13 protein-coding genes are annotated in these 12,548 nt (G+C 49.8%); 9 read left to right on the top strand and 4 right to left on the bottom strand.

Annotated elements, in window-relative coordinates; all coding sequences use genetic code 11:
• Positions 1-32: 32 nt before the first annotated feature.
• Positions 33-314 carry a c-type cytochrome gene (locus P0078_RS23945; protein WP_282932360.1) on the bottom strand — a complete coding sequence of 94 codons (282 nt, stop codon included), beginning with the start codon at positions 312-314 and terminating at the stop codon, positions 33-35.
• 661 nt (positions 315-975) lie between these two features.
• A complete protein-coding gene (locus P0078_RS23940) occupies positions 976-1,467 on the bottom strand; it encodes a cupredoxin domain-containing protein (protein WP_282932359.1) in 492 nt (163 codons plus the stop codon).
• 1,172 nt (positions 1,468-2,639) lie between these two features.
• On the opposite strand from P0078_RS23940, the gene P0078_RS23935 reads away from it, so the two are divergent.
• Both P0078_RS23935 and P0078_RS23930 read left to right on the top strand, forming a co-directional pair.
• A complete protein-coding gene (locus P0078_RS23935) occupies positions 2,640-3,089 on the top strand; it encodes a MarR family winged helix-turn-helix transcriptional regulator (protein WP_282932358.1) in 450 nt (149 codons plus the stop codon).
• Between the two features lie 5 nt (positions 3,090-3,094).
• Positions 3,095-3,841: a siderophore-interacting protein gene (locus P0078_RS23930; protein ID WP_282932357.1), complete on the top strand. Its 747-nt coding sequence runs from the start codon at positions 3,095-3,097 to the stop codon at positions 3,839-3,841.
• Between the two features lie 18 nt (positions 3,842-3,859).
• On the opposite strand, the gene P0078_RS23925 is transcribed toward P0078_RS23930, so the two are convergent.
• Positions 3,860-4,411, bottom strand: a complete 552-nt coding sequence (locus tag P0078_RS23925) for a hypothetical protein (protein WP_282932356.1) — start codon at positions 4,409-4,411, stop codon at positions 3,860-3,862.
• Between the two features lie 303 nt (positions 4,412-4,714).
• On the opposite strand from P0078_RS23925, the gene P0078_RS23920 reads away from it, so the two are divergent.
• Positions 4,715-4,975: a hypothetical protein gene (locus P0078_RS23920; RefSeq protein ID WP_282932355.1), complete on the top strand. Its 261-nt coding sequence runs from the start codon at positions 4,715-4,717 to the stop codon at positions 4,973-4,975.
• A 149-nt stretch (positions 4,976-5,124) separates the two neighbouring features.
• Here the strand turns inward: P0078_RS23920 and P0078_RS23915 are convergent, their stop codons facing one another.
• Positions 5,125-5,430 carry a hypothetical protein gene (locus tag P0078_RS23915; RefSeq protein WP_282932354.1) on the bottom strand — a complete coding sequence of 102 codons (306 nt, stop codon included), beginning with the start codon at positions 5,428-5,430 and terminating at the stop codon, positions 5,125-5,127.
• A gap of 10 nt (positions 5,431-5,440) precedes the next feature.
• Here P0078_RS23915 and P0078_RS23910 point away from each other — a divergent pair, with 10 nt between their 5' ends.
• The 6 genes from P0078_RS23910 (at position 5,441) to P0078_RS23885 (ending at position 12,529) form a co-directional block, all read left to right on the top strand.
• A complete protein-coding gene (locus P0078_RS23910) occupies positions 5,441-6,979 on the top strand; it encodes a type I restriction-modification system subunit M (protein WP_282932353.1) in 1,539 nt (512 codons plus the stop codon).
• Positions 6,969-8,186, top strand: a complete 1,218-nt coding sequence (locus P0078_RS23905) for a restriction endonuclease subunit S (RefSeq protein WP_282932352.1) — start codon at positions 6,969-6,971, stop codon at positions 8,184-8,186. Before P0078_RS23910 ends, P0078_RS23905 begins: the two co-directional genes overlap by 11 nt.
• A complete protein-coding gene (locus P0078_RS23900) occupies positions 8,183-8,872 on the top strand; it encodes a UPF0149 family protein (RefSeq protein ID WP_282932351.1) in 690 nt (229 codons plus the stop codon). The genes P0078_RS23905 and P0078_RS23900 overlap by 4 nt, the downstream gene beginning before the upstream one ends.
• A gap of 65 nt (positions 8,873-8,937) precedes the next feature.
• Entirely contained in the window at positions 8,938-9,732 is a 795-nt protein-coding gene (locus P0078_RS23895) for a hypothetical protein (RefSeq protein WP_282932350.1), read from the top strand.
• The gene (locus P0078_RS23890; protein WP_282932349.1) at positions 9,729-11,201 is read left to right on the top strand and encodes a DUF8426 domain-containing protein; all 1,473 of its coding nucleotides are present in this window, start codon (positions 9,729-9,731) and stop codon (positions 11,199-11,201) included. Before P0078_RS23895 ends, P0078_RS23890 begins: the two co-directional genes overlap by 4 nt.
• The gene (locus P0078_RS23885) at positions 11,198-12,529 is read left to right on the top strand and encodes an McrC family protein (protein WP_282932348.1); all 1,332 of its coding nucleotides are present in this window, start codon (positions 11,198-11,200) and stop codon (positions 12,527-12,529) included. The genes P0078_RS23890 and P0078_RS23885 overlap by 4 nt, the downstream gene beginning before the upstream one ends.
• Positions 12,530-12,548 lie beyond the last annotated feature (19 nt).

Here is a 12,548-nt window from a genome sequence, read left to right as displayed (position 1 = left end):
CTAACAACCATTTTATGAATCTCGCAAAAGTCTTAGTGAGTACGTCTTTCAATAACTTGCTCAGGCAGTATTTCACCGCCATTATTGCCCCAGCTGTTCAACACATAAGTCAAAACATTGGCAATACTTTCATCAGATAGCTGCACTGCAGGCATTACACCATTGTAAGTCTGACCGCTAACCACAATTTCCCCTGAAAGCCCATGAAGTAGGACATCAATTGAGCGGTCGGGTTTTGAAAGTAAATAGTCAGATCCTGCCAGCGGTGGAAAAGCACCGGGAATACCCTGGCCACTTGACTGGTGACAGGCCATGCAATTTTGTGCATAAGTACGCTCACCAAACAGTATGCGCTCTTCTTTGGTTTTAGCCTTGACAGATACTGCGCTGACATCAGCAATACTCTGAATGCCTCCCCCTCTGGAAGATAGACACTATCCTTTTGCTTGCCTGAATAAATAGCCAGATCTTCGCTACCATCAATTTTTAACATTCCCAGAGCACCCTTATTGAATGCACGGAATATTGAATGATCAACCAATATGAATGTACCCGGAACATCCACCAGAAACTCTACGATCGCAGAACCCCCGGCTGGAATAAGTGTTGATTGCACATGGTGATTTACCATATCACCGCCCTCAACATAAACCTTATCAAAAATCTCCCCAATTACGTGAAACGAAGAAACCAGATTGGGCCCTCCATTCCCAACAAATATGCGAACAGATTCACCAACCTCGGCACGTATCGAATCATCACCCGCTATTGCTCCTACAGCCCCGTTGAATACAACATAATCAGGTGTTTCAGAAAGCGCTTTTGCCATATCAAAGGGCTGTAGGCCCTCTTCTCCATACTTTCCTTTCGTATAAAATTCACTTTGCATTATGTAATATTCTTTATCGACCGGAGGTAAACCCTCTTTAGGTTCAACAAGAATTAACCCATACATACCATTGGCAATATGCATTCCTACCGGTGCCGTAGCACAATGATAGACATATAAACCTGGATTAAGCGCCTTAAATGAAAAGCGTGAGGAATGACCTGGAGCGGTAAAGGAAGAAGTCGCACCACCCCCGGACCGGTAACCGCGTGTAAATCAATGTTATGGGGCATCTTACTCGAAGGGTGATTATTCAGATTAAACTCAACGTGATCCCCTTCTCTGATGCGGATAAAACTGCCTGGTACCTGACCTCCAAATGTCCAAAATGTATAATCAACGCCGTCACTCAAGCGTCCGACCTTTTCTATAGTTTCAAGGGTGACAATAACTTTGGCCGGGTGATCTCGAGTAATTGGAGGTGGAACAAGGGGAGCCGCAGTAAGTGTTGCATGCTCTACCGGAAGCTCCACATCCGTTTCCGCTAGAGTTGGCGTCCCCATCCCCCAAGCCATTCCCACTACAACAAGGGCAGCCAATCTTAAACTTCTATACTTTAACACCTTACCTATATTCATTTTATCATCTCCAAACTTCTTGCCCGTAGTATTTTGACTTCCCGATATAGAATTGAATCCTAAAGCCCGAAATCAGCATGAAAGCATCGGCAATTCAGGTAAATACCCATCAATGATGACTTGGTCGAAATTAGCGTAGAAAACCTCCATATTCACGCAAATTAAAAACCTACGAGAGCAAACATCCTGCCAGCAGAACGATGAGTCGTAAGAACATACGTGGAATACATACACTCACACTGAAAGATCTAACCAATTGCTCCGATCAATCGAAACCATGAAGCACAAAAACCAGTCATTCACACCCATACCGTTACGCCACATCAAAATATCACACGGCAGAATAGGAACTTAGATAAACTAAATCGCACCCCAAAACCATTACGGATCTTTCAATCCGAAGCAATATTGAGATTCCGATACTAATAAAGCGAAAAACGAAGAATGGTAACCATAGGCGAAATATACCCCTGCACTTATAATTTAAAACAAGAGAATCAGGTAAATTTAAGGACGCCGATAAATTAGAGGGGCTGACAACAGCATACTCGCAAGATACACCCCTGCACTTTCGTCAACTCCCGCAAGCACGACCGTGACACAAATACACCAAAAAATATTGATTTACATCAAGCAAAATACCAGCCGCCCGAAAATCCAGCCACTTTTAATTTGGCACAAAACAACCAGCAAATAACAACCAGATTTTTTGGGCTAACGGAGACTTATAGCCTTTCATTTGTTGTGGATATAGTTCGAAAAAACAGAAGATAGAAAAACACAAAATACACCCAATTAATTAAACACTATACCTACTCAATGATTAGCCAAGAAGGCACCTAAGGATATGCCCAGGCACAATAAAAAGAAGCAGCTATTAAAAGTTCTGCCAACCTGAAAACAAGTAAAAATACTCAACTTAGCAATAAAATAAATTCGTAAGGCAGAAGTGGGATCAGTGGCACACCATGAGCTACTCACGTGTTATCTTAGAAACTAAAAGGAGCATTCTCTGCCAGAGCTAACACCTCTCAACAAGTGCCACCTTGCCTCTTTCATTACTGAGCAGATTACCAATACGCAGCAAATCAGAAACTTGGCAACCTCCATATGGTTGACAGAGTCAACCAATATCAATAAAGTTGACACTATCAACCAGTTAGCATGGCGCCATGAACGATACCGCAATCAATGAATCCCTCCACCAGCTTATTCACGCCTACAAACGGCGTTTGCGAGCTGGTATACAGGAGCAGCAAATTGGCTTGCCGGTGAGCCATATACGGGTACTCAAAGGTGTCTTCAAATTTCCACTGAGTACTGCCCGGTCAATTGCCCAGCGGATGAATTTGGACAAAGCCCAAGTAACACGAGTGCTAAACGACCTGGTGCACTCGGGGCTAATCGAAAAGACCGACAACCCCAATGATCGGCGCAGCCAGTTTTTGACACTAACTACAGACGGAATAAGCACGCTGGAAAAAGTAAGCGAACAAGAAGCTGAAGTGGCCAGGCAAATGACTCGCAACTTGAGTACTGAAGAGCTAGAAAACTTCGCCCGCATTGCCAGCGTTATGGTCGCCAATATGAAAGAGCACTCCACCCCTGACGAAAGGAGCTAAACCCTATGGCCGAGAAAGTTACCAGAGAATTGGTCGTTATTCGCAGGACACAAGTTACTGAAAATATGCTGCGCATCACCCTCGGTGGCGATGATCTAAAAACTCTCGCCCCCAACCAGGAAAGCGCTTATATCAAATTTCTGTTTCCACAAGCTGGAAGCGAGCGCCCGCTATTGCGAAGCTATACCATCAGGCACCAGCGTGAATCTGAAATTGATATCGACTTCGCCCTGCATGAACACGAAGGACCCGCTCTAAGCTGGGCACTTAAAACACAGCCTGGCGATACGATCTTAACCCGCGGCCCCGGCCCCAAAAAAATGACCAATCCCGAGGCAGACTGGTTTTTACTATTGGGGGACATGACTGCACTGCCAGCCATCAGCGTAAACCTTGCGGAGCTATCCAAGGATGCAAAGGGATACGCATTAATTGAGGTCTCCAGTGAAGCTGATATTCAGGAGCTGGAACACCCAGAGAACCTGCAAATCCAATGGATTATCAATCCGACTCCATCCGGCGAGAAACTCCTGGAAAAATTACAGGCACTAACCTGGCTCGATGGACAGGCCTCCGTATGGGCCGCCTGTGAGTTCGACAGCATGCGTACCCTACGGCAGTTCTTTAAGCAGGAAAGAGTAATCCCCAAAACCCATATTTATATCTCCAGTTACTGGAAAATTGGGCAGTCGGACGAAGGCCACAAACTCGCCAAGCGCATGGACAATGAAAAGATGGAAGGACAGGGATAACTTATAGGTAGGCTTTCCCTATTCAACAGAAGTAGGCTTACCTAACCGATACCAGTAATTAGACAAAAAGCCCCGGGCATCGGGTTTAGAAATCTGCCTGATAATTTCCGGGGCACCCGACCTACAGCGCCATTCATACATAGAGGCACGGCCAGCCACTACCGCAGGAACGGTCGTGGAACTTTGATTATCTTTGCAATATGAAAGCATTGCACTACTCGGCTCCCGACTAGTGTCAGCTTTCTCATCACAGGGGAGATTAGCCCCAACAAAGCAGGCATAGACACTTCCATCCATACATCGCCAATAGGTCCCCCTCGCGACCCAATCTTCAGGTGCTTCTGCATCGAGATTGGCGGCTTTTCTAATGCCATCAACGATTTCCTGCGGCATAGCTTGGCCGGCAAAGCGCTGAACTGGGTTGTCATCATTTACCACCGCCGCGCAGTAGTCGAAAGGACTAGTGAGAACGCTTACCTCTCCAACTTTATTATCTTCAGAGTTAGCGTAATTTATTGCAGCAAAGAAGAATACAAAACCTAAAACTGTTGCACCCAAGTTTTTCTGCATAAATACTCTCCTTTAATAAAAAACAAACCAACCATCGAGCTGAAAGTTCAATACAACTTAAATATCAGAGGTATCCACTTTAGTTTGATCAAGCCTACCCCCAAAGACCGAACAAAAAATGGTTACGCATAATGTACTTTTTCAAACTGACAGTAAAAAACGATTACCATAAACCAACAAATAAATCCAAAAGCAATACTCGAATAAATTTTAAAAATAAAAAATTGGGACACCTAAAAAAACAATCTAGAAAAAGGCAGAAAAACTGATATATTTCTTAAAAATTCGAACTGGAGACTTCCATTGAGCCAAGATCTGTCACCCTCTGCCAAAGGTGTACCCAACTTAGAATTGCCCCAATGGATTAATTGCCAAGAACGCTTGCCCGAGCAGTCCGATGCAACCTCTCGCGGTTACGTCCGAGTCATATGGAAATCCACCAACAGCTCTGATGGTGTTATTACGCGCACCTGGGAAGTTGGTATGGACCACTATGAAAATGCCCACAATTATCTGGGCTGGATGCCTATCTCAATCATTGTTGAATCTACCAAAACCAATTAAAGAGAGCATTTCAGCTCTGACAGGTTTGAACTCTTCGACAGCTGCTGATATTGCACAGCGCACCAGTAGCAGCTACAAACCCTCTCTCTAAAAAGGGGCAACCAGACAGGTCAGCCCCTTCAAATCAGGCTGCATCTCACTTATTGACCTCACTTGTCATTGAACAATAAACAACCAGCCCAATTCCCCAAAAGAGACAAGCTGTCCCCCAACCCTTGACGCCATCCGGCAGCTGAATCACCATCCCCAACATTTAGCGCAACGCGGGTTTGGCCCGGCCTTGTCTGGGAAGCTGCAACACCATCGGGACCATCGGGCAACCAATTCCCGACCATGCCCGACCAGCGAGCCACCCAAACAGATAGCACCGTAAAACCGGGTAACAACACCTGTAGCAATGCCAGCGCAAACCGAATTCGACCGGGCCCCAGCGCCCAGCAGTACACAAAGGACAAGAAGCACCCCATGAGCAGCAATAGCGCCGCCGAACAAATCAGCCAGGACAGCATCAACAAGGCCCTGTGGAATGCCTGCGATACCTTTCGCGGCACCATCAGCGCCGACACCTACAAAGACTTTATCCTCACCATGCTGTTCCTCAAATACATCTCCGATGTGTGGCAAGACCACTACGAGGAGTATGTGGAAACCTACGGCAACGAGCCGGAGCTGATCGAGGAGATGATGAAGAGCGAGCGCTTTGTACTGCCGCCCAGTGCCAGCTTCTACACCCTGTACGAGCACCGCCACGAGCCCGGCAATGGCGAGCGTATCGATCAGGCCCTGCACGCCATCGAAGAAGCCAACGGCACCAAGCTCAAGGACGCCGGCAAGAGCGTGTTCCAGGATATCTCCTTCAATACCGATAAGCTGGGCGAGGAGAAGCAGAAGAACACCATCCTGCGCCACCTGCTGGAAGACTTCGCCAAAACCGAGCTGAACCTGCGCCCCAGCCGCGTGGGCAACCTGGATGTGATCGGCAACGGCTACGAATACCTGATCAAAAACTTCGCCGCCAGCGGCGGCCAGAAGGCCGGCGAGTTCTACACCCCGCCGGAGGTATCCGAGCTGATCGCCGAACTGCTCGACCCCCGCCCCGGCGACCGTATCTGCGATCCTACGTGCGGCTCCGCCTCCCTGCTGATGAAGTGCGGGCGCAAGGTGCGGGAACACCACAACAGCAAGCAGTACGAACTCTACGGCCAGGAAGCCATCGGCTCTACCTGGTCCCTGGCCAAGATGAATATGTTCCTGCACGGCGAGGACAACCACAAAATCGAATGGGGCGATACCATTCGCAATCCCAAGTTGCTGGACAAAAACGGCAACCTGGACCTGTTTGATATCGTCACCGCCAACCCGCCCTTCTCCCTGGACAAATGGGGCCACGACGAAGCCGGCAACGACCCCTTCGGCCGCTTTCATCGCGGCGTACCGCCAAAAACCAAGGGGGACTACGCCTTTATCCTGCATATGATCGAAACCCTCAATCCCAAGAGCGGGCGCATGGGCGTGGTGGTGCCCCACGGCGTGCTGTTCCGGGGCGCCGCCGAGGGCAAGATCCGCAAGCAGCTGATCGAGGAAAACCTGCTGGACGCGGTGATCGGCCTGCCGGAAAAACTCTTTTACGGCACCGGCATCCCCGCCGCCATCCTGATCTTCGCCCGCGACAAGCAGGACGACAGCGTGATGTTTATCGACGCCTCGCGGGAATTTAAAGCCGGCAAAAACCAGAACCTGCTCACCCAGGACAATATCGACAAAGTGGTGGCCACCTACCGCCAGGGCGCCGACCTGGACAAATACGCCTATGTGGCCAGCCACAAGGAAATCCAGGAGAACGACTACAACCTAAATATCCCCCGCTATGTGGATACCTTCGAAGAGGAGGAGGAGATCGACCTGCTGGCAGTGCGCGCCGAGCGGCAGCAGCTAAAAGCCCAGTTAAGCGAGCTGGAAGGGGAAATGGAGCAGTATTTGCGGGAGTTGGGTTATGGTGCCTAAGGGGTGGGAAGTAAAAGCTTTAGCAGAAATTGTTAAAGAGAAAATATCATATGGCATTGTTCAAGCTGGCCCACATGACCCTAATGGGGTCCCCTATATTAAAAGCTCTGATGTACGTGGCGTAATAAAGCCAGCAGAGCTGCAGAGAACCAGCAGCCAAATACACAATAAGTATCGCCGGTCTGCAGTTCACCCTGGGGATATTGTATTTTCACTTCGTGGAAATATTGGCGAATCTGCTATCGTGCCCCAGAATTTACCTGAAGCCAATTTAACTCAAGGCACTGCTCGCATATCAGTGTCCAATGAACATTCCAATAAATTTTACTTCTACCAGCTCGCGACAGAAAAATTACTGAATCGAATAAATGCACTAAGTAAAGGAAGCACGTTCAAGGAGATTTCCTTAGAGGAGTTAAGGAAAGTAAAAGTACTATGTGCGCCGCTCTCCGAACAAAAAAAAATCGCCCAAATCCTATCCACCTGGGATAAGGCCATCGACACCAGCGAAAAACTGCTCGCCAACAGCCGCCAGCAGAAAAAGATCCTGATGCAGCAACTTCTGACCGGCAAAAAGCGCCTGCGGGATAAGAATGGGGTTCGGTTTAGTGGGGAGTGGCGACCAACTACCATTGGAGAAATTTCTCACTGCTTTTCTGGTGGCACCCCATCTAGAAAAAAGGATGAATACTATGGTGGCTCAATCCCATGGATTACTTCAGGAAAATTAAACGATCGATTCGTAACATCAACAAGTGAGTTCATTACTGAAGCAGGCTTATTGAATTCTTCAGCAAAAACAATCACTAAGAATACAATTTTAGTAGCTATGTACGGAGCGACAGCTGGAAGAGTAGCAATCAATCTTCTAGAGAGTGCCACAATAAACCAAGCTATTCTGGCCATTAACCTAAAGGCAGGTATATCTAACTCATTTTTCTTTCATTTGCTTGAGAGAAAAATGGTTGAAGCCATAAATTTAGTTCAGGGTGGGCAACCGAATCTCAACGCCTCAATTATTAAGAACTTAAGAATCCGTATCCCAATCCTAGAAGAACAAGAAAAAATCGCCGCAACCCTATCCAGCGCCGATCGGGAAATCGAAACCCTGCAACAAAAACTCGACTGCCTAAAGCAGGAGAAAAAAGCTCTGATGCAGCAGCTGCTCACCGGCAAGCGCCGGGTCCAGGTAGAGGAAGTCCAATGACATTTAGTGAAACCCTCGATCTCGATACCCCCATCAGTGAAGCCGATCTGGAATTTATTGAGGACGTGCTGCTCAAATACGGCAACGACGACTCGGTGCTGGATATCTGCGAACTGGACGGTTTTCTCACCGCCCTGGTGTCCGGCCCGGAGATGATTCCCCCCAGCCGCTGGTTCTCCGAAATCTGGGGCGGCCCTGGCAACGAACCGGAGTGGGAGTCCGAGGAGGAGATGCAGCGCTTTATGGCGCTGCTATTCCAGCTGATGAACAGTAATGCCATGGTGCTAACGGAAGCCCCCGAAGAGTTCCAAGCCCTATTCAATGAGGCCAATAAAGAGGGCGAGCCCTCTTTTATCTTCCCTGGGGAATGGTGTTTCGGCTATATGCAGGGTGTGGACCTGGGCCAATGGCCCAGCCTGCCCGCAGAACTCGACACCCAACTGCAAGCCATCGCCCTGCACGCCCGCGAGGAACATTTCGATTACCTAGGGGGCTTGACGAAGGCCGAGTATCAGCAGACCGTTACCCAAATAGAACCCGCCGCCCGCGCCCTGCACAACTACTGGCTGCAACAGCGCGCCCCGGAGCCTGCAACAGCCCCCCATCGAGCCGACCCCAAAACCGGCCGCAACGACCCCTGCCCCTGTGGCAGCGGTAAAAAATTTAAACGCTGCTGTTTGCATTGAGCACGCCAGCTAGAAATCCGGGGCAGCCCAGACCAAGAAAATAACCAGCTACAGGGATGATATAGATGGATACGGAAACCACCAGCAAACTCTCTAACGCCGTTGCTACACTTTTCGGCACTGCCGGAAACACCTTTCTCGAATCGAAAGCCCAGTGGGAAGCAGATTATAAAGATCTACTTTCCCGTATTCAGGAGGCGCGAGAAACCGGTACTATTTCCGATAAACTACTGGAAGACTTATGGTGGACCCGCAGCAATGGCGTCGCCACCATAAAGACAGGAGCCCTCTCACGGAGAGCGCTCGAACAATTGCAACAAGAGTTTCGCAGCCTAACCAGGCAAATTTTTTCTGACTGCTCAGAGAAAATCCACCGTCAGGTTATCGATAGCTTTATGGCTTTTAAAGCCCAGGGCCTGGTTGTTGGCGTGCTGCACTCAGTGATTAACCGGGTCTTTGCTGCCGCTCACCCCAGCCAGTGCACCACGGTAGTATCACCCAATATTTTTAAATTGCTTGTAAAAGATATCAATCGTCAATGGGAAATTGATCTGCCCGATGGCAAAGAAGACTGGCTGGCAAGCAATAGAGCCCTCAAAGAAATCATCAACCGGCACAAGCCGGCTACTTTTGATGATGTACAAACCAATATTCTGATCTGGCGGCTCTACGCAGAGAACGATTCGCATGAGAGTGAACAGATGGACGAGCCCCCGCGAACTTACCTCCCCAGCCTCTCAATCAAATCCTGTTCGGCCCTCCCGGCACCGGTAAAACCTACAACACCACCCGCCTGGCCGTACAGATCGCCGACCCACAGTGGTACGCCGATCAAGTTGAGCCGGATAGTCGCGCAGTGAGAGAGCGCTACGACGCTCTACAGGCAGAAAAGCGCATAGTTTTTACCACCTTTCACCAGAGCTTTGCCTACGAAGATTTTATTGAAGGTATCCGCGCGGAGAGTAGTGACAACGGGCAACTAAATTACTCCGTTCACGACGGTGTATTTAAGGAGTTATGCGAGTCCGCCGATGCCAAAGTTACCCGCCAGAGCGGCGAGCAGATTGACCTTAATGGCCGCCGTTTTTGGAAAATGTCCTTGGGCAATACCCTGGAGGACAACGACGATATTTATCAGGAGTGCCTGGAAAATAATTATGTCTTGTTGGGCTATGGCGAGAGTATCGATTTTTCTCGCTGTACTAGCCGCGATTCCGTGCGCAAACAGTTTGAGACGGCCAATAGCCTAGAAATTCAGCAATCTGACTATCCCATCACTGCTGTACATAACTTCCGCAATACCCTTCAGGTTGGGGATTTGGTGGTTATTTCCGATGGCAACCGCAAGTTTCGCGCAATTGCGGAAATCACCGGCGACTACCAACGTCTGGAAACCGATGAGCGCACCGGATACCAGCAGGCGCGCCCGGTAAAATGGCACCGGCAGTACGAACCCAGCTTACCCCGTGAGCAACTGTTTAAAAAAGCACTCTCACAAATGACACTTTACGAGCTGCGTCCTTCCACCATTGATATAGACAAACTCGCAGAGCTGTTGGCCCCACAGGATATTAGTGAGCCACAGCAAAAGCCATTGGTTTTGATTATCGACGAAATCAATCGCGGAAATATTTCGCGGATTTTTGGTGAACTGATCACCCTGCTGGAACCTGCCAAGCGCAAGGGTGCTGAGGATGCCCGCGAAGTGATACTGCCTTACTCCAAAAAAACCTTCGCTGTGCCGCCCAATGTGTACGTAATCGGCACCATGAACACCGCCGATAAATCCCTGGCTCAACTGGACCTGGCCCTGCGCCGCCGCTTTAGCTTTGTAGAAATGCCACCCAATCCCGAGTTATTGGCGGGCACCCAGGTTTACGGTATCGATATCGGTGAGCTGCTCGCAACCCTAAACCAGCGTATTGAGGCACTATTGGATCGGGATCACCTGATCGGCCATAGCTACTTTTTGCCCCTGTGCGGCCTCCCTTTAGAAGAGCGTGAGAGCAAGCTGGCCTCTATTTTCCAGCAACAAATATTGCCATTGTTACAGGAATACTTTTTCGATGACTGGCAGCGCATCGGCTGGGTACTGAATGACCCGGCGAAACATCCGCACCACCGCTTTATTATTGAGGGTGGCCAACAGCAATTAAACGAATTATTCCCTGCGGATATCGCCAGCCAAATCAATGAGCGGCGCTTTTCCCTCAATACAGAGGCCTTTATCCAGCCGGATGCCTATCGCGGCATACTGCCCCCTGCGGCTGCCACTACATCACCGAAGTCGCAAGCGTTGGAAGAAGCCGAGAGCGAAGTAGCGGAATGATCCAGGTCCGCGAGTACGCCACTCTACACAATGACCTCGCCGGCCCCTCCAGTCTGGATCGGGCGCGAGTCTCAGCACAAACCCTGGCATGGCTGCGGGAACTGGGGCAGAGCCAGGGCAGTCATTTTATTCGGGATAGCGGTGCCCACAGAGTCAAACTGGGCAGCTATGTGGGGTTTCTGCAGAGCCCCACTGGGGAAGCTATCGAAATTCTGCCGAAAACCCACCGGCAACCACCCTCAGCGCAGCGGAGCCGGCAACTGTTGCAGAAAATGCTCGCTATCAGCCTGGGTATTACCCCCCGCAATGCCGGCCCGGCTGATTTGCAGCAGCAACCGCTGCCCCTGCACGAGTGGATTTTTTCACAGTTCTTGCAAGCCCTGAGCCGACTGTTAAAACGCGGGCTGCGCAGTGACTACCAGCGCCGGGCGGAAGAGAGCCGATTTATTCGTGGCCGTCTCAACCTAGCCCGGCAGGCACAACAAACGCCGGACAGGGCTACCTGGTTCCATATTGAGCACGATATTTTCAGCCCTCAAATCCGTGAAAACCGTCTGCTCAAAAGCGCCCTGGAAATTACCCTAAAGCTCTGCGCCACTGCCGATAACTGGCGCTTGGCCAATAGCTTTAATCACCAGATGGCGGCGGTGCCGGCAAGCCCGGCGCCACTGGCCGAACTGCCAAAATGGCGCTCGGACCGGTTGATGCAAAGCTATGAGGCAATCAAACCCTGGTGCCGTTTAATTTTACAAAACCTCAACGCCAGTTTTACCCAAGGCGAGCATCGCGGTATCGCCCTGCTCTTCCCCATGGAGCGGTTATTTGAAAATTATGTGGCGCACAGCCTGCAACAAACATTACCGCCCAGCAGCCACCTTCGCACCCAGGCAAGCGGCCAATACCTGTTAAAGCACAGGCCCGAGGGCACAGAAACTGATAGCCGCTGGTTTCAACTGCGCCCGGATTTGTTGCTGGAAAGTAACACCATGGAAAAAGGTCGACCACAAGTATCCGTGATGGATACCAAGTGGAAATTATTAAATAGCCGCGCCAGCAGCAACGAGAAATACAAACTGAGCCAAGCTGATCTCTACCAGCTCTTTGCCTACGGCAACTATTACATGGATGGCCGGGGCCATATGGCGCTGATCTTTCCCGCCCACGGGGATTTTTGCCAACCCCTGCCGCGCTTTAGTTTTTCCGACAACCTACATCTTTGGGCGCTGCCTTTTAATCTGCATAGCCAACAATTGGTGGCCGGAGACTGGCAAGCGTATTTTCCCAGCTTGCTCCACAGCCCGGAAACAGAGACACTTTTATCCCAATAAAAACGGATTTCCCTTTGGA

Origin of the sequence: Microbulbifer sp. VAAF005 (genome assembly GCF_030012985.1) — a bacterium.
Classification (GTDB): Bacteria; Pseudomonadota; Gammaproteobacteria; order Pseudomonadales; family Cellvibrionaceae; genus Microbulbifer.
The sequence above is the reverse complement of the archived record's forward strand: the minus strand, read 5'-3'. Positions and strand labels throughout refer to the sequence as shown.

Coding starts and splice junctions, on each gene's coding strand:
- P0078_RS23925 (WP_282932356.1), bottom strand. CDS start 4,411: ATGCAGAAAAACTTGGGTGCAACAGTTTTAGGTTTTGTATTCTTCTTT.
- P0078_RS23945 (WP_282932360.1), bottom strand. CDS start 314: ATGGCCTGTCACCAGTCAAGTGGCCAGGGTATTCCCGGTGCTTTTCCA.
- P0078_RS23900 (WP_282932351.1), top strand. CDS start 8,183: ATGACATTTAGTGAAACCCTCGATCTCGATACCCCCATCAGTGAAGCC.
- P0078_RS23935 (WP_282932358.1), top strand. CDS start 2,640: ATGAACGATACCGCAATCAATGAATCCCTCCACCAGCTTATTCACGCC.
- P0078_RS23930 (WP_282932357.1), top strand. CDS start 3,095: ATGGCCGAGAAAGTTACCAGAGAATTGGTCGTTATTCGCAGGACACAA.
- P0078_RS23910 (WP_282932353.1), top strand. CDS start 5,441: ATGAGCAGCAATAGCGCCGCCGAACAAATCAGCCAGGACAGCATCAAC.
- P0078_RS23905 (WP_282932352.1), top strand. CDS start 6,969: ATGGTGCCTAAGGGGTGGGAAGTAAAAGCTTTAGCAGAAATTGTTAAA.
- P0078_RS23895 (WP_282932350.1), top strand. CDS start 8,938: ATGGATACGGAAACCACCAGCAAACTCTCTAACGCCGTTGCTACACTT.
- P0078_RS23885 (WP_282932348.1), top strand. CDS start 11,198: ATGATCCAGGTCCGCGAGTACGCCACTCTACACAATGACCTCGCCGGC.
- P0078_RS23940 (WP_282932359.1), bottom strand. CDS start 1,467: ATGAATATAGGTAAGGTGTTAAAGTATAGAAGTTTAAGATTGGCTGCC.